The sequence below is a fragment of the Streptomyces litmocidini genome, assembly GCF_014649755.1.
Classification (GTDB): Bacteria; Actinomycetota; Actinomycetes; order Streptomycetales; family Streptomycetaceae; genus Streptomyces; species Streptomyces litmocidini.
Window position 1 is genome coordinate 620,477 of the sequence record NZ_BMTQ01000003.1, and the last position, 17,397, is coordinate 637,873.

Annotated in this window: 18 protein-coding genes; 8 read left to right on the plus strand and 10 right to left on the minus strand. The window is 75.6% G+C overall.

Annotation, left to right across the window (positions count from 1 at the left end; translation table 11 throughout):
- The first annotated feature begins 21 nt into the window (after positions 1–21).
- Together IE180_RS09275 and IE180_RS09280 are read left to right on the plus strand one after the other, a co-directional pair.
- Positions 22–474 (plus strand): DUF6153 family protein, encoded by a 453-nt coding sequence (locus IE180_RS09275; protein WP_190156295.1) that lies wholly within the window; start codon positions 22–24, stop codon positions 472–474.
- Between the two features lie 108 nt (positions 475–582).
- A complete protein-coding gene (locus IE180_RS09280; protein WP_190156296.1) occupies positions 583–1,236 on the plus strand; it encodes a DUF305 domain-containing protein in 654 nt (217 codons plus the stop codon).
- Between the two features lie 51 nt (positions 1,237–1,287).
- Here IE180_RS09280 and IE180_RS09285 read toward each other — a convergent pair whose 3' ends face one another.
- Positions 1,288–2,949 carry an amidohydrolase gene (locus tag IE180_RS09285; protein WP_190156297.1) on the minus strand — a complete coding sequence of 554 codons (1,662 nt, stop codon included), beginning with the start codon at positions 2,947–2,949 and terminating at the stop codon, positions 1,288–1,290.
- Between the two features lie 40 nt (positions 2,950–2,989).
- Positions 2,990–4,393, minus strand: a complete 1,404-nt coding sequence (locus tag IE180_RS09290) for a purine-cytosine permease family protein (protein WP_190156298.1) — start codon at positions 4,391–4,393, stop codon at positions 2,990–2,992.
- Positions 4,394–4,556: 163 nt separating this feature from the next.
- Between IE180_RS09290 and IE180_RS09295 the strand changes: the two genes are divergently transcribed.
- Positions 4,557–5,204, plus strand: a complete 648-nt coding sequence (locus IE180_RS09295) for a TetR/AcrR family transcriptional regulator (RefSeq protein ID WP_190156299.1) — start codon at positions 4,557–4,559, stop codon at positions 5,202–5,204.
- On the opposite strand, the gene IE180_RS09300 is transcribed toward IE180_RS09295, so the two are convergent.
- A complete protein-coding gene (locus IE180_RS09300) occupies positions 5,192–6,634 on the minus strand; it encodes a dihydrolipoyl dehydrogenase family protein (protein WP_190156300.1) in 1,443 nt (480 codons plus the stop codon). The two genes, IE180_RS09295 and IE180_RS09300, sit on opposite strands and share 13 nt — an antisense overlap.
- Positions 6,635–7,091: 457 nt before the next feature.
- Here IE180_RS09300 and IE180_RS09310 point away from each other — a divergent pair, with 457 nt between their 5' ends.
- On the plus strand, positions 7,092–9,086 hold the full coding sequence (locus IE180_RS09310; protein WP_229860387.1) for a hypothetical protein: 1,995 nt from the start codon (positions 7,092–7,094) through the stop codon (positions 9,084–9,086).
- A gap of 51 nt (positions 9,087–9,137) precedes the next feature.
- Here the strand turns inward: IE180_RS09310 and IE180_RS09315 are convergent, their stop codons facing one another.
- Positions 9,138–9,347, minus strand: coding sequence for a hypothetical protein (locus IE180_RS09315; protein ID WP_190156301.1), 210 nt, complete (start codon positions 9,345–9,347; stop codon positions 9,138–9,140).
- 169 nt (positions 9,348–9,516) lie between these two features.
- On the opposite strand from IE180_RS09315, the gene IE180_RS09320 reads away from it, so the two are divergent.
- Positions 9,517–9,774, plus strand: coding sequence for a DUF6479 family protein (locus tag IE180_RS09320; protein ID WP_190156302.1), 258 nt, complete (start codon positions 9,517–9,519; stop codon positions 9,772–9,774).
- Positions 9,775–9,922: 148 nt separating this feature from the next.
- On the opposite strand, the gene IE180_RS09325 is transcribed toward IE180_RS09320, so the two are convergent.
- A complete protein-coding gene (locus tag IE180_RS09325) occupies positions 9,923–10,135 on the minus strand; it encodes a hypothetical protein (protein WP_190156303.1) in 213 nt (70 codons plus the stop codon).
- A complete protein-coding gene (locus IE180_RS09330) occupies positions 10,132–10,638 on the minus strand; it encodes a TspO/MBR family protein (protein ID WP_190156304.1) in 507 nt (168 codons plus the stop codon). Before IE180_RS09330 ends, IE180_RS09325 begins: the two co-directional genes overlap by 4 nt.
- Before the next feature lie 260 nt (positions 10,639–10,898).
- Here IE180_RS09330 and IE180_RS09335 point away from each other — a divergent pair, with 260 nt between their 5' ends.
- The 3 genes from IE180_RS09335 to IE180_RS09345 all read left to right on the plus strand — a co-directional run bounded on the left by IE180_RS09335 (position 10,899) and on the right by IE180_RS09345 (position 13,356).
- Entirely contained in the window at positions 10,899–11,537 is a 639-nt protein-coding gene (locus tag IE180_RS09335; RefSeq protein ID WP_229860388.1) for an RNA polymerase sigma factor, read from the plus strand.
- A gap of 35 nt (positions 11,538–11,572) precedes the next feature.
- The gene (locus IE180_RS09340) at positions 11,573–12,265 is read left to right on the plus strand and encodes an SDR family NAD(P)-dependent oxidoreductase (protein WP_190156305.1); all 693 of its coding nucleotides are present in this window, start codon (positions 11,573–11,575) and stop codon (positions 12,263–12,265) included.
- Positions 12,266–12,351: 86 nt separating this feature from the next.
- Entirely contained in the window at positions 12,352–13,356 is a 1,005-nt protein-coding gene (locus IE180_RS09345; RefSeq protein WP_190156306.1) for a MerR family transcriptional regulator, read from the plus strand.
- Positions 13,357–13,419: 63 nt separating this feature from the next.
- On the opposite strand, the gene IE180_RS09350 is transcribed toward IE180_RS09345, so the two are convergent.
- From IE180_RS09350 to IE180_RS09365, 4 genes are read right to left on the minus strand one after another with little or no spacing between them, the layout of a single operon-like run.
- Positions 13,420–14,229: an anti-sigma factor gene (locus IE180_RS09350; RefSeq protein WP_190156307.1), complete on the minus strand. Its 810-nt coding sequence runs from the start codon at positions 14,227–14,229 to the stop codon at positions 13,420–13,422.
- Between the two features lie 37 nt (positions 14,230–14,266).
- Positions 14,267–14,773, minus strand: a complete 507-nt coding sequence (locus tag IE180_RS36295) for a class F sortase (RefSeq protein WP_229860389.1) — start codon at positions 14,771–14,773, stop codon at positions 14,267–14,269.
- Complete coding sequence (locus tag IE180_RS09360) at positions 14,766–14,918, minus strand: hypothetical protein (protein WP_190156308.1); 153 nt, start codon at positions 14,916–14,918, stop codon at positions 14,766–14,768. Before IE180_RS09360 ends, IE180_RS36295 begins: the two co-directional genes overlap by 8 nt.
- The gene (locus tag IE180_RS09365; protein ID WP_190156309.1) at positions 14,915–17,134 is read right to left on the minus strand and encodes a glycosyltransferase family 4 protein; all 2,220 of its coding nucleotides are present in this window, start codon (positions 17,132–17,134) and stop codon (positions 14,915–14,917) included. The genes IE180_RS09360 and IE180_RS09365 overlap by 4 nt, the downstream gene beginning before the upstream one ends.
- Positions 17,135–17,397: the final 263 nt, after the last annotated feature.

Below are 17,397 nucleotides of genomic sequence, written 5' to 3' on the forward strand. Positions count from 1 at the left end.
CGCCGCCAGGAGGTCCTGGCTGTGCGTACACACCGAGCGGAACACGGTGAGCGAGCGGGAGGTGCCGTCGGGCACCTCCTGCTCGTCGTCGTGCTCGCGCTCGGGGTGTTCCTGATGCACACCGTCGGCCACCCCGAGGGCTCCGGCGGAGACATGAGCACGAGCACGGATGCCGTGTCCGGCCCGCATCACGGCTCCCCGGCGTACGCCCCCGCGTCGCACGACGGCGCCCCGCACGCCGGTGGGGGCTCCGACGCCCGGCACGAACCGGGCACGGGGACGGGGACGGACATGACCACCCTCTGCGTGGCCGTCCTCGGCGCCTGGCTGCTCGCGGGACTCGTCCGGGCCGCGCTCGGACGCCGCGCCGACCGGCTCGTCCTCCCCCTCGCGCGGCTCGTCCGCGCCGTCGGGCCGCACGGCCCTCCCCCGCGGCCCCCCGACCTCGCCCGGCTGTCCGTCCTGCGGATATAGACCGAACCCGCGCGCCCGGGGCCGCTCCACGCCGCCCCCGCGCCGCCGGTCGTTCCCTTTCCGCCGTACGTACGCGCCGTACGTACACACAGCACACGAGGTATCCCCATGCGCGCCTTCACGCACCGCACCACCCGCAAGCTCGCCCTGGCCGGGGCGCTCGCCGGAGCCGGGCTGCTCCTGACCGCCTGCGGCACCGACGGCGGCACGAGCGGGACGGACCACGGCGGGACGTCCGCCACGTCCTCCGGCACGCCTTCCGCCACCGCCTCCGCTCCCGCCGCCGGCGCGGACTCCGCCCCCGGGGACTTCAACGACGCGGACGTCATGTTCGCGCAGATGATGATCCCGCACCACGAGCAGGCCCTGGAGATGGCGGAACTCGCCGACGGCCGCGCCGAGGACCCCGAGGTCAAGAAGCTGGTCGCCGCGATCGAGCAGGCCCAGGACCCGGAGATCCGGAAGATGAAGGCCTGGCTGAAGGGCTGGGGCAAGCCGGAGTCCGCCGGCCACGGCTCCGGACACGGCATGTCCGGGATGATGTCCGACCAGGACATGAAGGACCTGGCCGCCACCCAGGGCAAGGCCTTCGACCGGAAGTTCGCCGAGCTGATGATCGCCCACCACGACGGGGCCGTCGCCATGGCGAAGGACGAGCAGGAGGACGGCGCCAACGCCACGGCCAGGAAGCTCGCCGACGACGTCGTACGGACCCAGTCCGCCGAGGTCGACCAGCTGCGGAAGATCCTCGACCGCCTCTGATCCCGTCCGGCTCCGGGCGGCCCGTCCCAGGAGGGACGGGCCGCCCCGCCGTCACGCCCCCTGTCGCCGGTCCACGACCACCTCTCCGCCCACCACGACCGTCTCCGCCACCGTGCCCGGGATCTCCTCGGGGGCGATGCGGAGGATGTCGCGGGAGAGGACGACGAAGTCGGCGAGCTTGCCCACCGTCAGCGAGCCGCGCTCGTGCTCCAGGAAGTTGGCGTAGGCCGAGCCCCTCGTGTAGCCCTCGACGGCGGTGGCGACGTCGATCGTCTCGCCGGCCGTCCAGGCCTCGCCGCCGCCGGGCGGCCGGCGGGTCACGGCCGCGTGGATGCCGACCATGGGGTCCATCTCGGCGACGTTCCAGTCGCTGGAGAGCGCGAGGACCGCACCGGCCGCGTGCAGGCTGCGCAGCGGCCAGGCCTTGTGCCAGCGCTCGGGGCCGACGTTCTCGGCCCAGTCCTGGCCGGGTCCCGCGATGTCGGGGGCGGCGTGCCGGGGCTGCATGCAGGCGACGACGCCGAGTGCCGCGAAGCGCGGGGTGTCGGCCGGGTCGAGGCACTCGACGTGGACGACCTGGTGGCGGGCGTCGCGCGGCCCGTTGACGGCGCGGGCCCGCTCGACGGCGTCGAGGACGGTGCGGATGCCCCGGTCGCCGGTGGCGTGGACGAAGCACTGGAAGCCGCGCGCGTCGAGCCGGGTGAGCAGCTCGGCGAACTCCTCGGGCGGGTAGAAGGTGTCGCCGCGGTGGTGGGAGCAACCGGCGTAGGGCTCCAGGAGGGCGGCGGTGCGGGGTTCGACGACGTCGTCGATGTACAGCTTGAGCGGCCCGACCCGCAGCCGGTCGTCGGCGTACGCGTCGGCCGCCGTCTCGAAGTCGTCCAGGTCCGCTTCGGTGGTGCCGCGCGGATGGAAGAGCGCGGCGACGATCCGGGAGCGGAGCCGGCCCTCGGCGCGGGCACGCTCGAAGAGGGCGAGGTCGTCGAGGGAGTTCTGCGGTTCGACGACGGTGGTGATGCCGTAGCCGATGGCGTCGTCCAGGCTCTTGACGAGCCGTCCGTACTGCCGGTCGGGCGAGGCCCACGGGAGGCCGAGCTCGCGCAGGGCGCGGTGGCCTTCGCGGGAGAGGCCCTTGACGGCGAAGTCCTTGACGAATCCGGTGGGTTCGCCGGTGGCGGGGTCGGTGACGGCCCGCCCGAAGGGCAGTTCGGTGTGGTCGCGGTCGACGCCGAGGCGGCGGAGGGCGGCGGTGTTGAGCCAGGCGGTGTGGACGTCGTAGCTGAGGACGAGGGCGGGGGTGTCCCCGGTGGCCGGGTCGAGGTCGGCGGCGGTGGGCATCCGCCCGCCGGGGATCGCGGAGTAGTCGAAGGCCTCGGCCTCGATCCACCCGGCGTCCGGGTGGGCCGCGCGCCAGGTGCGGATGCGCCGGTGGATCTCGTCGAGCGTGCGGGCTCCGGCGAGCTGGACGCAGGCGTCGTCGGAGCCGAGGCGGACGTGGTTGTGGGCGTCGACGAAGCCGGGCAGGACGAGTCGCCCGCCGGCGTCGAGGATCCGGGTGTCGGGGCCCGTCCAGTCGGCCGCTTCGGCATCGGCTCCGATCCAGACGACGCGTCCGGCGCGGACGGCGAGGGCCTGGGCCTCGGGGAGCGCCGGGTCGACGGTGTGGATGCGGGCCCCGGTGAGGACGAGGTCGGCGGGGACGGTGCGGTTCATGGGGGTGTGGCTCCGTGTCGTACGAGAAGGGTCGAGGGGGTCACTGGATCGGGGCGACGGTGCGGCGGGCGAGGAGCACGTACACCAGGGCGGAGACGACGGCGCCGAGGAGCGTGAGGTCCGCGCCGCCGAGCGGGGCGACGAGGGGGCCGGTCCACAGCTCGGAGTCGCAGGTGAGGGCGGAGAAGAGGAGGCCGGCGAGGAGGGCGGTCATGCCGGCCGGGTGCCAGCCGGAGCGGTACCCGTAGGCGCCGCCGGTGTCCGCGTGCAGGGCGGCGGAGTCGTAGGTGCAGCGGCGGAGCACCATGTCGGCGAGGAAGACCCCGCCCCAGGGGGCGAAGACGATGATCAGGAGGGAGAGGAAGGAGAGGAGGGAGGTGGTGAAGTCGGTGAGGAAGAGGGCGCCGAGGGAGCCGGCGGCGGTGACGGCCGCGCTGATGACGATGGCGCGGGCCCGGCTCCAGGGGATGCCGAGGACCTGGAGGTTCAGGCTCGACGAGTAGAGCGTGATGATCGAGTTGGTGACGGAGCCGCCGAGCACCAGGGCGAGGAAGAGCGGCTGGAACCAGCCGGGGAGGAGGCCTTCGGTGCCGGCGACGGCGTCGGTCATGTCGGCCTGGGTCGCGGCGGCGACCCCGGCGACGCCGAGCGCGACGGAGGAGACGAAGCCGCCGAGGGCGCCGCTCCAGGTGAGGGCCTTGAGACTGGTGGTGCGGGGCAGGTAGCGGGTGTAGTCGGCGGGCATGGGGAGGTACGAGAAGGGGCCGGCGAACATGACGACGAAGGCGAGGCTCCAGCCGGAGGCGCCGGGCGCGGCGGCGGGGGCGGAGGTGTCGGCGCCGGGCAGGACGAGGACGAGCAGGGCGGCGAAGCCGGCGGCGAGGACGTAGGCCATCCAGCGCTCGGCGAACTGGACGGTGGCGTGGCCCCAGAGGGCGACGGCGAAGGTCAGCGCGAGGGTGACGGCGAGCGCGAGGGCGCGGGCGGCGTGTCCGCCGTTCCAGCCGAGGTCGCCGAAGAAGGCTTCGAGGGCGAGGGTGCCGACCACGGTGTTGACGATGGTGTAGCCGATGCTGACGATCCAGTTCAGCAGTCCGGCGGGCCAGTTGCCGCGGCGGCCGAAGGCCGCGCGGGAGATGACGAGGGTGGCGGTGCCGGTGCGCACGCCGCTGAGTCCGGCCGCGCCGATGGCGAGGAAGGAGAGGCCGCCGAGCACGACGACGGCGGTGGCCTGCCAGAAGGAGAGCCCGAAGGCGACGGCGAGGGCGCCGTTGATGACGTAGGTGAAGGTGAGGTTCGAGCCGAACCAGAGCCAGAAGACGTCCCTGGCCCCGCCGTGCCGTTCGGCGTCGGGGATGGGGTCGATCCCGTGCTCCTCGACCTGGAAGACCTCGTCGGTCGCCGGCCGGCCCGTGGTCACGGGCGCCGTCTCGCGTTCGAGCACACCGCACTCCTGTCGTGGATATCGCCTTGAATGCCGTTCTAACTTTTAGAACGGCATTCAAGATGCGCGAGGGGTCCGGGCCACGTCAAGGCCTTCGGAGGTTGCGGTTAAGGTCGATCCCGGACACGGGACTCGGTGGAACGGCAGGACGGGGACGGCGGCGGTGGCAGGCGCGGCACGACGGCGGGACGGGAACGTCACCCAGGAGCGGATGCTGGAGGAGGCCATGACGGCGATCGCCGAGGACGGCCTCGCCTCCCTCACCATGTCGGCGCTCGCCGAGCGGCTCGGGACCAGCGGCGGGCACATCCTGTACTACTTCGGCAGCAAGGACCTGCTGCTGCTCGCCGCCCTCCGCTGGAGCGAGGCCGCGCTCGCCGAGGAGCGGCGCGCTCTGCTCGCCCGGCGGATCACGGCCGAGCGCAAGCTCGACCTCTTCCTGCGGCTCTACCTCCCGCGCGGCCCGCGCGATCCGCGCTGGACCCTGTGGATCGAGCTCTGGGCCCGCACCCCCGGCAACACGGCGCTGCGCGAGGCGCAGGCCGAACTGGACACGGGCTGGCAGGAGGACCTGGAGGCCCTGCTCGCGGCGGGCGCGGCGCGACGGCGTTTCGCCCCGCTGGACGCAGCCGCCCGCGCCTCCGAACTCCTGGCCCTCCTCGACGGGTTGAGCACCCGGGTGGTCCTCGGCGAGGAGACGGGCCGGGATCCCCGGCCCGCCCTGGAGGCCGCGCGCTCGGCGGCGCGCGCCCTGGTTCCCCCGTACCCTTCGGACGGACGAGGGACCGTGACGGCGCATCAGCCGCGGTAGGCCTCCAGGAGACGCAGCCACGCCTCGCTCAGCGTCGGGTACGCGGGGACGGCGTGCCACAGGCGGGCGATGGGCACCTCGCCCGTGACGGCGACGGTCGCCGAGTGGAGGAGCTCCCCGATGCCGGGCCCCACGAAGGCGGCGCCGAGGACCACCTCCCGGTCCAGGTCGACGACCATCCGGGCGTGCCCCCGGTACCCCTGGGCGTAGAGCCCGGCCCCGGCGACGGACCGCATGTCGAGGTCCACGGCCCGGACCCGGTGCCCGGCGCGCTCCGCCTCGGCGAGGGTGAGACCCACGGAGGCCGCCTCGGGGTCGCTGAAGACGACCTGCGGCACCGCCGCGTGGTCGGCGGTGGCCGCGTGCGCGCCCCACCGTCCGGTGTCCAGGGAGGCCTCGCCCCGCGCGCGGGCGGCGATCGCGGCACCCGCGATGCGGGCCTGGTACTTGCCCTGGTGGGTCATGAGCGCACGGTGGTTGACGTCGCCGACGGCATAGAGCCAGTCGCTCCCGGTGACCCGCAGGGTGTCGTCGACGTCGAGCCAGGAACCCGGCGTCAGGCCGACGGTCTCCAGGCCGATGTCCTCGGTGCGCGGCTTCCGGCCGGTGGCGAAGAGCACCTCGTCGCCCTCCACGTGGTCGCCGCCCTCCAGGACCACGGTGACCGGTCCGGTGCCCCCGTCGCGCACCACCGCGCTCACCGCCACGCCCGTACGGACGTCCACGCCGCGCGCGCCGAGCGCGGCGGCCACGTGCTCGCCGAGGAACGGCTCCATGCGCGGCAGCAGTCCCCCGCCCCGTACCAGCAGGGTCACCTTCGAGCCCAGGGCCTGCCAGGCGGTGGCCATCTCCACGCCCACCACTCCCCCGCCGACCACCACGAGCCGCTCGGGCACCCGGTCGGAGCTGGTCGCCTCCCGGCTGGTCCAGGGATGCGCCCCGGGCAGTCCCGGCAGCTCCGGCAGGAGGGCGCGGGTGCCGGTGCAGACGGCGACCGCGTGCCGGGCGGTGAGCACGTGCCGCTCGCCCTCGGGACCCGCGACCTCGACGCGGCGCGGGCCGAGGAGCCGGCCGTGGCCCCGGAAGACCCGGGCGCCCACGGAGTCCAGCCAGTCCAGCTGGCCCTCGTCCTTCCAGTGCCCGACGACCTCGTCCCGGTGGGCGAGGACCTCCATCGCGTCCAGCGGACCGTAGACCGACTCGCGCAGACCGGCCACCCTGCGCGCGTCGGAGCGGGCGATGGCGGGGCGGAGCAGCGCCTTGCTGGGCATGCACGCCCAGTAGGAGCACTCGCCGCCGATCAGCTCGCTCTCGACGATCGCCGCGGTGAGGCCGCCGGCCCGCACCCGGTCGACGACGTTCTCGCCGACCGGGCCCGCGCCGATCACGACGACGTCGTAGGAGTGTTCGTCTTCCACCGTTCGTGTCATGGGTCCCAGTCTGACGCAGCGGCCTGGAACGGCGCGGCTCGATACGCCGTCGTGCCGGGCGAGTCCTCGGGGCACCGGGAGTCCACCGCCAGGAGCCCCGAGGACGACCGGTACGAGCACCGCGGAGCTCGCCCGCGCCGGGACCCGTGCCGGGCGGGGCCGCGGGTGCCGCTCCTGGAGGCCGGAGACGGGGTCGGCGGGCGGATGCGCACCGACCCCGTCGCCGACTTCACCGCGGACCGGGGCCTCCGGGTCCTCCACACGTCGTATCCGCGGGGGGGGGCTCGCCCGCCGGGGCATGAGCACCGCGCGGACGAGGTGGACGGCGGCGTCGGGCGAGCGGCCCACCGTTGTCCCGCGCGACCGTTCCGCGTGCCCGTCCGGGGCGGCCGTCGCGGGACCGGGACCCGGTCAAAGATACGAGGTGACATCACCCGCGCGGGGTCGTTCCCCCTGTATGCGGTCCCCCCTGACGAACGGCTCACCCGCCCTCACGGCCTCCATACGCGCCCGGCGAAGCCCCTCCCGCACGGCTGCGGAAGCGGTCCTCGTCGAGCAGTACCCCTCTCTGGTACGGCTGGCGCATCTGATCCTGCCGCCGGATCTCGGCCGTCACGGCAGGGTCCTCGCCGCCCACGCCGTCGTACAGCACAGCCTCACCGCCGGAGGCGGCACGGGACGCCCGCGGTTCCCCGGGCGCAGGGCCGGGGCGGGTCCCGGCTCCGGCGGCCACGCGCTTCGCCTCCCCGCACCTCGGTCCGGGGAGACGCCCGAGCGATCCGCTCACGACTGGCTGCGCGCCCGCGTCGTCCGCCACTCCCTGCGGTCGCCGCTCCGCGTGTCGTGGGGAGCGGCCCTGCCGAAGGCTCTCGGCCTGCGCGTCTTCCCCCGGGCCGGGGGAACGGACGAGCTGGCGCTGGACCGCGCGCTCGCGGCGGCGACGCCGGCGGCGCGCGCGGCCCTCGCCCTCATGGCCCTGGAGGGCCTGGCCCGGGAGCCCGTGCTCTCCTTGCTGCGCGAGGCCCGCGTGGCGGATCCGGACCGGGCCGTGGCGGATGCGGAGCGGCTGCGCGCGGCCGCCGCCTCCGACGTGGCCGAGCTGCTGCTGCGGCCGGAGTTCGATCCCAGCACGGTCCACCTGCGGCCCACCGACCTGCTGCGCCGTCGTCGGCGCATCCGCGTCGCCGCCCTCTCCGGGGTCCTGGCGCTCCTCACCGCAACGGTCGGAGGCGCGCTGGTCCCGGAAGCCGGATCCCCGCGCCCGGCGGCGGCCGTGGCCCCCGAGGAGGCAGCGCCGGTGCGCGTCCCCGCCGAGCGGTGGGCCGACACCTCGCGCGTCGACTTCACGGCCTGGCCCGCCCGCGGCGACCGGTCCTCCGACAGGCCCCTGCTGCGGCGCGCGATCACCGCGTGGACGCGCGGTGCGCCCCCGGGGACCGGGTCCCGGGCCGGGCGGCCTTCGCTGCTGTTCGCCGGTGCCGTGGACGGCGCGGTCGTCGTCCTGTTGCACACGGGCCGCACTCTGGTCCGTTACACCGAACCGGGCACCGGGCAGGGGCGTCCCTCGCTGGTGGAGACGCGGGCCGACGACAGCGACGTGACGACGGCGGCGGCCGTCGTCCTCACCCGTACGGGCCGCCTGACCCGCTATCTCCTCGCACCCTGGATCGCGGAGGCCGGGGTGCGTGATCTGCGCGCTCCCGGCTCCTCCGCACGGTCGCTGTCCGTGACGGCGGACGGCGTCACCGGGCCGGTGGCCGGTCCCGGGCCGGTGGCCGGTCCCGGCTCCGCGTCCGGCTCCTGCGGCGGGGTGCCGGCTCTCCGACTGCGGTCCTCCACGCGGATCGTGGAGGACCACGCGTTCCTCGTCGTCGACCTGGGCGGGCTCGTCCCGGCTCATCTGACCTGGACGCCCCTGCCGGCGCCCGGAGCCCCCGCGCGCCGCCCGCGGGAGGCAACGGGCCCCTTCGGCCTCGCGGCGTGGGCGCGTTCGGCGTGTTCCCTCACGGCCCTGCGGGACAGCGGTGTCCGCTCGGTCAACCGCTGGGAGTTCGCCGCCCAGCCGCTTCCGGAGCGCGCGGGACGGGCGCTGTGGGTGTGCTCGCGCGCGGACACCTGGGAGGGCCCCGGGCGGGCGGACGTCACCCTGGAGGCGGCCGGCCGGCCGGTCCCCGTCACGACGGTACGGAACACCGCCGCCTGCGGGCGGTTCGGTCAGGACGTCCTCGCCGGGACGGTCTGGTCCGCGCCGAGCGGGGCACGCCACCTCCTGGCCGCGGGCAGCCGGCGGGTCGTGGGCGTGACCGCCGCCGGCGCCGTGAACGCCGCCGCGCGGGGGCCCGTGCTCGACGCTCGCGCGGGAGACGCGGGACGGGTGCGCCTCACCGGAAGGCTCGCGAACGGCTCGTCGCTGCCCGGATGGACGGCCCGCACCGTGCAAGGCGGGGGGTGAGCGGTCCGGTCGTGTGCCGAGCCGGACCCGCGCAGCGGGTCCGGCGCGACCTCATGGGAGCGGGTCCGCCTCGACGGCCGCCGACTCCGCCGCGGTCGCGTCCCGCTCTTGCCACGAGCGACCCGAGCAGCCGGGCGGGAAGGCGGGGAACAGATGGCCGGCGAGGTCGATGCGCCAGAGGTGGGCGCCGGAGCAGTCGCACACGAAGGTTCCGGCCTTCGGCGTGTACGCGCCGGGCGCATGGTTCTCGGTGGGGGTCACGTGGATCACCTCGTCGGATCGGAAGGGAGATTCGGCACTGATTGGCCGGGTCACGGCTGCCCGGATGCACGGTGCGTCCGAACGGGTTCCTTTCCCGGCAGGCGCATCCACGGGGGACGGAAGAAGCCGAATCAGGCGGGCAGAGCCACCCCCGTGCGAGGAGACAGTCATGCAGATTCTGATCGGCGTGGTCGTGGTCGCCGTGCTCATCGGCGCGTTCGTCCTCGGAGCCAGGGTCCGGGACGGCGAGAGCGGGCCGCCGCACCCCTCGTCCCACCCTTCGCGGCCCTCCACGGACAGGCTGCCCGGCAGGACGTCGGAGTACCGCCGGCCGGCTGAGGTGCCGCGTGCCGACGGAGCGCTTCGGCTCCGCCCGTACCAGCTGAGGGCGCGCACGGAGACCTCCCCGGCTCCCCCGCGGGAGTAGGCGCCGCGGGCGCCCCGCGCGCACCGCCTCCGACCAGCCTGTGACAGCCGCGCCTCCGTGCCGGGGGCGCGGCCTGGACGTTCCTCGTCCGACCGGCGGGGCGGGCCCGTCGACGGGCCCGCCCCGCCGTCCCGTTCCCGGGCCGCTGTCAGGGCGCCGGGACCTGGTCGGCGAGGGTCGTGCCGGCGCCGCGCGGGGCGGCGGCCCGGGCCGGGGCGAGGGCCCGGTCCCCGGTGCGGAGGACGTGGTCGGCCCGCCGGCCGTGGCCGGGAGGGGTCGGCGTCCGTCCGTCGCGTTCGACCGGCCACCGGTCGAACGCGACGGAGACGGGCCGTTCGGGCGGGTGGGCGAAGCCGCTCATCGGTTGAGGCGCACGAGGGAGGCGTTCAGCGCGGTGGCGAAGGCGCACCAGGCCGCGTAGGGCCACAGGGCACGTGCGGCGGTCGGATCGGTGCGGGCGGTACGGCGGATGAGTTCGGCGTTGCTCAGGTCGAGCAGCACGGTGCCGACCAGGCCCGCACGGGGGCTGCGCAGACGGAAGAACAACCAGTTCCAGGCGGCGTTGAGCGTCAGGTTGACGGCCAGGCTCGCGGCGAGCAGCCGCCGCTCCCGGCCGCGGGCGCGGCCTCCCGCGTGGCCGCCGGCGAAGGCCACGGACGCGTACAGGGGGGTCCACACCACGCCGAAGGCCCACGCGGGTGGCTGCCACGCGGGCTTGCGCAGGGAGCGGTACCAGGGGGTGTCCGGATCGACGGCGGCGGCACCGGCCGCCGCCGCGGCGGCCACCGCGATCGCGGCCGTCACGTACCGCCCTGTCGGCGCGTCCGTCGGCCGGGGGGCCGAGCCGCCGCCGGTGAGCCTCATGTGCACGTCCTTCCTGCGGTGTCGCCCCGCGTCGGGCCCTCCGGCCGGTCCGGACGGCGCGGCCCGTCGTGCGGGTGCGCGAAGACGCTTCCTCTCCTCCCGTACCCCCGCCCCGGCCCCGTATCCCATCGCCCCCGGACGGCAGGCACCGGATGCGGACGGGCTCCGGATCATCCGATGCACAAACGATGCGTGTTGCCCAGACGCATCGTTTCTTCCACTGTCGGGAGGGCGGCGCACAAGCCACTGAGGAGTACGCCATGAACGCTGTCCTGCAGTTCCCCCTCACCGCTCCCGACGGTCCCACCACCCCGCGGGCGCCCACCTGGCCGTCATCGCCCGAGGCGACGGGGACGGAGGAGAACGACGCGGCGCTGGCCGGCCGGTTCCGCGCCGGCGACGAGGACGCGCTGCGGGAGGCGTACCGTCGCTGGGCTCCCACGGTCTACGCGCTGGCTCGGCGATCACTGGGCAACACGCAGGACGCCGAGGACGTCACCCAGCAGGTCTTCCTGTCCGCCTGGCGCAGCCGGGAACGGTACCGGCCCGATCGCGGCGCCCTCGGCGGCTGGATCGTCGGCATCACCCGGCACGTCGTCTTCGACGCGATCTCCGCCCGGACCCGCCGCCTCCGCATCGAGCAGTCGGTCGTCCGGACCCGGCACGACGACGTCGAGCACCACCACGCCGACGAGAGCGAGAACGCCGTCGACCGGATCCTCGTCCAGCACGGGATGGCGGAACTCTCCCCGGTGCAACGGCAGCTCCTGGCACTCGCCGTCTACGGCGATCTCACCCACGCGCAGATCGCCGAGCGGACCGGTCTCCCCCTGGGAACGGTCAAGAGCCACATCCGCCGCGGCCTCCTGGCGCTCCGCCGCATTCTCCAGGAGCGCTGAGAAGGCCGACGGGAATCAGCGGACGGGAGGACGGCATGACGCACGGCACCACGGCAGGCGGGACGGGCGGCGGCACGAGGGTGCTCGTCGTGGGCGCGACCGGCGCCGTCGGAGGCCTGGCCGCCGGCATGCTGGCCGACCGCGGGGCTTCCGTCGCGCTGGCGGGCCGCGACCGGCCGCGCCTCGAGGAGCTTTCCGGTCGGACGGGCGGCTGCCCCGCGCGCTCGTTCGACGCCTACGACCTCGACGCCTGTACGGAGCTGGCGCCCTGGGCGGCGCGCTCCCTGGGCGGTCTCGACGCCGTGGTCGTCGCCGTGGGCGTCGCGGGTTTCGGGCCGGCGGAGGACGTCCCCGGCGCGGTGGCCGAACACCTGATGGCGGTCAACGCGCTCGCACCCATGGCCGTGGCGCGAGGGGCCCTCCGGGCCCTGGGAGCGGAGAGCGTCCTCGCGGTCGTCACCGGCGCCGTCGTCGACGGGCCGGTGCGGGGCACGGCCGACTACACGGCGGCGAAGTCCGCGCTCGCGGCCTGGCTCGGGGTGGTGCGCCGGGAGCAGCGCGGCCGTGGGATCTCCGTCATGGACGTGCGCCTGCCCCACCTCGACACGGGCTTCGCCGACCGGGCGGTGACCGGCAGGCCCCCCGCGCTTCCCCCGGGGCTCGACGCGGCCACGGAGGTCGAGCGACGTCTCGTCGCACCCGTCCTGGCCCGGAGGGAGGGGCGATGACGGACGGCCAGGCACCGCACGCGCCCGGGCCCCCCGTGCCCTTCGAAGGGCCTTCCGCGTCGTCGCCGGGTCCTATGGTGGACGACATGGCCGAGATCGAAGCTGCTCACGGAATCACCACCGGCGCCGTCGCCCGTCGTCTCGGCGTCTCGGCGACCACGGTGCGTTCCTGGGAGCAGCGTTACGGAATCGGACCCGCCGTCCGCGCGAGCGGTCGGCACCGGCGGTGGATGCCGCAGGACATCGCCCTGCTCGAGGAGATGTGCCGTCTGACGGCGACCGGCGTGCCCCCCGGCGAGGCCGCGCGCGCGGTCCTCGAAGGCAGGCCTCCGGCCGCGGACGACGAAACCGCGCCTCCCGCCACGGAACCCGGGGACGCGCCCCGTGCGAACGGGCGTCAGCCCGGCTCGGGCAACGGGCTGCCGCTCGGTGACGTGCGGCAGGAGTGCCGCGGTCTGGCCCGGGCGGCGGTCCGGCTCGACGCGCCGTCGATGCAGACGCTGCTGGACCAGGTCATCCGGGACCACGGTCTCGTCACGGCATGGGAAGAGGTCATGGTCCCCACCCTGCACGCCGTCGGACGCAAGTGGGAGTCCTCGGTCGACCGTTACGTGGAGGTGGAACACCTGCTGTCGTGGCAGGTGTCGACCGCGCTGCGGCGCGCGGCGGTCACCGCGCCCTCGACGGCGAAGCTGCCCCCCGTCCTGCTGGCGTGCACGCCCTCGGAGTCCCACACCCTGCCGCTGGAGGCGCTGGCCGCGGGACTGGCCGAACGGAGGCTGCCGCTCAGGATGTTCGGCGGCGCGGTCCCCGCCGAGGCCCTGGACGCGGCGGTACGCCGGTCGGGCCCCGCGGTGGTCGTGCTGTGGTCACAGACGCGCTCGACGGCGAGCCGGGCGTTGGCCCGTCACGTGGCCGGCACGGCGTTCGGCACCCGGGGCGCCCGGACGACGCCCCTCGTTCTGCTGGCGGGCCCCGGCTGGGCGGGGCCCGCCCCCGGCGACGGCCTGCTGAGGCCCGGAGGCCTGCGGGAGGCGCTCGACCTGATCTCCGGCGTGTACGGGGAGGCCGCCCGCCCCGACGAAGGGTGAGCGGCACCGTCCGGCGGAGCGACAGGCGCCACCGCCCCGCCCCGTCCGGACCGGACGGCGTGTCTATCCGTCGAGGTCGCCCCGGGCGACGCTCTCGCCGGAATGGGCCGGGTCGCCGTCGTACCGCTGGGCCGAGACGTCGACCACCGGATAGCCGGAGAGGTCGACGCCGTCGGGGAGGGGCAGGGTCGCGCTGCCGTCGGGCCCCAGTGTCCCGACGGCGATGAGCTTCTCGTGGCTCCGGTCCATGAGCCACACCTCGAAGTACCCGTCGGTCGCGGGCAGTCCGCTGACGGACACCCGCACCTCGCGCCCCGTACCGGGACCTCCGACCACCTGTGCCGTACCGGTGACGCCCGGCGCCCGCGAGGAGGTGAGCCGGCCGGGCGGCGCGGCGGTCACTCCCGGCCGGTCGTCGCCGAGCTGCCACCAGGTGGTGGCGCTTCCGGCCACCGCCCCCACGGCGAGGCACGCGGCGGCGAGCAGGCCGGTCCGGCGGGACGGCCACGCCCGTCGGCGCCGGGGCGGGAGGCCGGTGCCGGGGGGCCGCTCGCACGCGGTGTCCACCGGTCTCGGCCCCCCGTCCCGGCTTTTCTTCCGGGGGTCGGCCGGGTGGCGTTCCGACGGCCCGCGGCGCTCCTCCGCGCCGAGGCCGAGTTCGGCGGCGATGGCCTGCCACACCCGATCGGGCGGGGGCGCCAGGACGTCCTCCGTCGCCACCGCCCGTGCCGCGCGCACCACCTCGCGCAGTTCGTCGAGTTCACGACGGCAGTGCGGGCACCGGTCGAGGTGCTCTCGTGCCCACGGGGGAAGCGGGCCCTCCGGTGCGAGCACGAGGTCGACGAGCTCGTGGGCGCCGAGGTGTTCGGCCATGTCCGCCTCCTGGGGGTCTTCGGCCCTTGTCGGCGAACTACAGGGGGATCGCCGTGACGACGAGGTTCTTCCGGTGGCCGCCGACGCCGGGTTCGTACGGCGGCGCGCCGGTGGTGAGCGTCAGCACCGGTCTGCCCGTCCTGGCGAAGGCGGACGGGGGAAGGCGGTCCTTGTCCACCCGGGCACCGCTCACCACGCGGTGGAGGACGGGCGGTGCACCGGTCCGGCTGATCGCCACCCGGTCCTCCGGCCGGACGCCGACGAGCGCGGCGAAGGCTCCGCGGTCCCCTGGGCGCGAGTCGGCGTGCCCCATGAGGACGGCGGGTCCCTCGGCCCCCGGGGCACGGGACTCCGACAGGGCGGACGGAGGAACCGTCGAGGCGGCGTACGACGGGCGGGGGTGCGGACCGGGAGGGCCGGGGGCGGCGGGACCGATGGCCGCGCCGACGGCGGGTGCCGCCGTCCCGGAGAGGAGCAAGGCGTCGATCACCGCGCCGCAGAGGGGACGGCGCGGGAACCGCCCGGCCTCACGGAGCTCAGGCACGGTCGCGGACGGCCCTGCGGCGCACGGTGAGCGCCCCGGCCGGCGTGAGCAGACCCGCGCCGGTGGCGTGGGCGATCCACGTGTCGGAGTCGTTCGCCTCCTGCCGGAGTCCGGCGTCGGCACCGGCGGGGGTTCGGGAGTTCATCGTTCCGTCCCTTCGTACCGCTCACTCCGAGCGAGGAGCCGATGCCCCTTCTTCGCCGGGTGCCGGGGGGAGGGATGCAGTTCTCCCCGCATGATCTCCGCGGGGTGGAAAGGCGTGCGTTCCTTCCCGGAGAGGGCTGCCCGAACCGGTGGAGCGCCACCGCCCACGTCGTCCCCCCGACCGGCCGTGTCCCGGTAGTGGTCGGCGAGGGCACGGGCCATGGCCTCCACCGAATAGGAGTTCCCGACCAGCGTCCTTCCCCTGCGGGCGAGTTCTGCGGCTTCTCGGTCGTCCGTCCTCACCAGGCGGGCCAGACCGGCGCCGAGCGACCGCACGGAAGAGGTGTCGATCAGCAGGCCGTTGTGCCCGTCGACGAGATAGTTCGGAACTCCGCCGCGCAGGGGACCCGCGACGAGCATTCCGGCGTCCATGGCCTCCAGCACCGCCAGCCCGAACTCCTCCTTGGCGCTCGGGCAGACGTACCGGGCCCGGATCCCGCTCGACGGATCGGCGAGGGTCCGTTCGAGCAGCCTCACATCGGAGTTGGACAGGGCGGGCAGCATGAGGAGCCGGTTCCTGGCGTCGGGGCAGGAGGCGAGGGCTTCCTCGACATCGGCGCGCACGCGGTCCTCCGCCGGCCCCGGCGCCTCCGGGCTGCCGCCCACGAGGACGAGGAGCGATTCCTCGTGGCAGCCGGAGGCGATCCAGGCACGGACCAGGACGTCCTGCTGCTTCACGGGATGCAGCCGCCCGACGCACAGCAGCACGGTCGGCGTCGGCGTGCCGGTGCCTTCCAGAGCGGCCGAGATCGGCTCGATCAGTCGTCGCCGGCGGGCATCGGCGTCGCGCCCGGGCCTGTACGGGGCGATGCCTTCGGGCGGCGCGCCGATGCCGGCGCTTCCCCGGCCCCCGGCCAGCTGGGGGAAGTGGGAGAGCAGTTCCGCCGTGCCGCCGCCACGTCCCGCGATGCCCACGACGCGGTCGGCGCGGGCGACCAGGCAGTCCGCCAGGAACACCCGGTGCAGGTCGTGCCGGACGGCGACGGGATCCGCACCCGGTGCGCCGTGGCGCTCGGTCACCTGCCGGTGCGGGTCGGGAGTGGCGGTGAAGACCAGACGGGCGCCGATCCTCCGGGCGGCTTCGGCGAGAGCGAGGGAACCGTCGTCGGAGTGACGGACGTGCAGGACGTCGACCGTGGGCCGCAGGGAGCCGAGGAGCCTGGCCGCCCACCACGCCGTCTCCTCGCGATGGTCTCCCATGTCCTCGGGGCCCGGCGGGCGGTCGCTGTCGACCGGAAGCCGCAGGATCCAGTGGCCGGGCGACCGCCGGCGCAGCAGCACCGGGTCGGCTTCGAGTTGCGGCCGGCACGCGGTGACCGTGGTGACCACTCCCGCGATGCCGTCGGTGCGGGCGAGGGAGTCGCCGAGTGCGCCGAGGAGGACGCCGAGCCCTCCGCTCAGTCCCTCCCCCGGCCGGTCCGGGTCGCCCATCAGCATGGCCTGGGCGACGAGCACGCCGGGCCGCTCGCCCGTCGTTCCGGCACCGGGCGCACGCGTGTGGCGCAGGGCGTCCAGGAGCAACCGCTCGTAGGCGTCGGGGTCGCCCGCGGCGGACGCCGGCCCGGGCACCTCGTGCCCGGAGGAGGCGAGCAGACGCCACGCGGCGTGCCGGACCCGTCGGTACGGGCTGCGGGCGAAGCGTGCGAGGTCCTCCCCCCGCAGGGGCAGAAGGCGTCCGGCGGCGGCCAGGTCGAGCAGGAACGACGTCGTCTCCGGGTCACGGGCGCGCGACAGGCCGCCGGCGAGGGCGGCGGTCGCCCGGCGGACACCGTGCCGCCGCAGGCTGTCCGGCCAGACCACCGCCACGGCGCTCCTCGCGTGGGCGCCTCCGGCGATCGACCGGACGCACGTCTCGGGCGAGGGGACGTCTCCCTTCCGTATCCCGCTGCGCAGGCGGGCGAGGGCGATGTCCCGGGCGGAGGCCGCCCCGGGGCGGGTTCGCGACGGGTCGAGCGGCGTGTACTCCGCCTCGACCAGCTCGGTCAGCAGGCCGCCGGCCGCCGGGCGCCGCCGGACCGGCGGCGCGGGGCGGCCCGCGCGGACCGCGTGCCAGTAGCTCTGCCGGGCCGCGACGAAGGGGTCCCGCCCCTCGGGGCGGCCGGGCGCGCTCGGACGGCGTTCCGCCGGGGTCGGGACGTCCGGACCTGGACGGTTCATGGGGGCTCCTGGTGGCGAAGGGGCGGCGACCTGCTGTGTTTCGTCCCCGCTGCGACGCGCGGATGCGGCACGGTGCCGCACACCGTCCTCCCCGTGGCGCGCGGCGCGGGTCCGATGCGTCCGGCCGCGTGCGACGCGGGTCCGACGCGTCCGGCCTCGTGCGGCGCGGCGGGGACGCGGCGGGCCGCCGAGGCCCCGGTCCGGCGGGCCGCCGTGACGGCGGGCCGACCGGGGTCGTCCCGCGGGCGAGGACCACCGCGCCT

Coding starts and splice junctions, on each gene's coding strand:
- IE180_RS09280 (WP_190156296.1), top strand. CDS start 583: ATGCGCGCCTTCACGCACCGCACCACCCGCAAGCTCGCCCTGGCCGGG.
- IE180_RS09285 (WP_190156297.1), bottom strand. CDS start 2,949: ATGAACCGCACCGTCCCCGCCGACCTCGTCCTCACCGGGGCCCGCATC.
- IE180_RS09300 (WP_190156300.1), bottom strand. CDS start 6,634: ATGACACGAACGGTGGAAGACGAACACTCCTACGACGTCGTCGTGATC.
- IE180_RS09310 (WP_229860387.1), top strand. CDS start 7,092: ATGCGGTCCCCCCTGACGAACGGCTCACCCGCCCTCACGGCCTCCATA.
- IE180_RS09320 (WP_190156302.1), top strand. CDS start 9,517: ATGCAGATTCTGATCGGCGTGGTCGTGGTCGCCGTGCTCATCGGCGCG.
- IE180_RS09325 (WP_190156303.1), bottom strand. CDS start 10,135: ATGAGCGGCTTCGCCCACCCGCCCGAACGGCCCGTCTCCGTCGCGTTC.
- IE180_RS09330 (WP_190156304.1), bottom strand. CDS start 10,638: ATGAGGCTCACCGGCGGCGGCTCGGCCCCCCGGCCGACGGACGCGCCG.
- IE180_RS09335 (WP_229860388.1), top strand. CDS start 10,899: ATGAACGCTGTCCTGCAGTTCCCCCTCACCGCTCCCGACGGTCCCACC.
- IE180_RS09340 (WP_190156305.1), top strand. CDS start 11,573: ATGACGCACGGCACCACGGCAGGCGGGACGGGCGGCGGCACGAGGGTG.
- IE180_RS09345 (WP_190156306.1), top strand. CDS start 12,352: ATGGCCGAGATCGAAGCTGCTCACGGAATCACCACCGGCGCCGTCGCC.
- IE180_RS09350 (WP_190156307.1), bottom strand. CDS start 14,229: ATGGCCGAACACCTCGGCGCCCACGAGCTCGTCGACCTCGTGCTCGCA.
- IE180_RS09360 (WP_190156308.1), bottom strand. CDS start 14,918: ATGAACTCCCGAACCCCCGCCGGTGCCGACGCCGGACTCCGGCAGGAG.
- IE180_RS09365 (WP_190156309.1), bottom strand. CDS start 17,134: ATGAACCGTCCAGGTCCGGACGTCCCGACCCCGGCGGAACGCCGTCCG.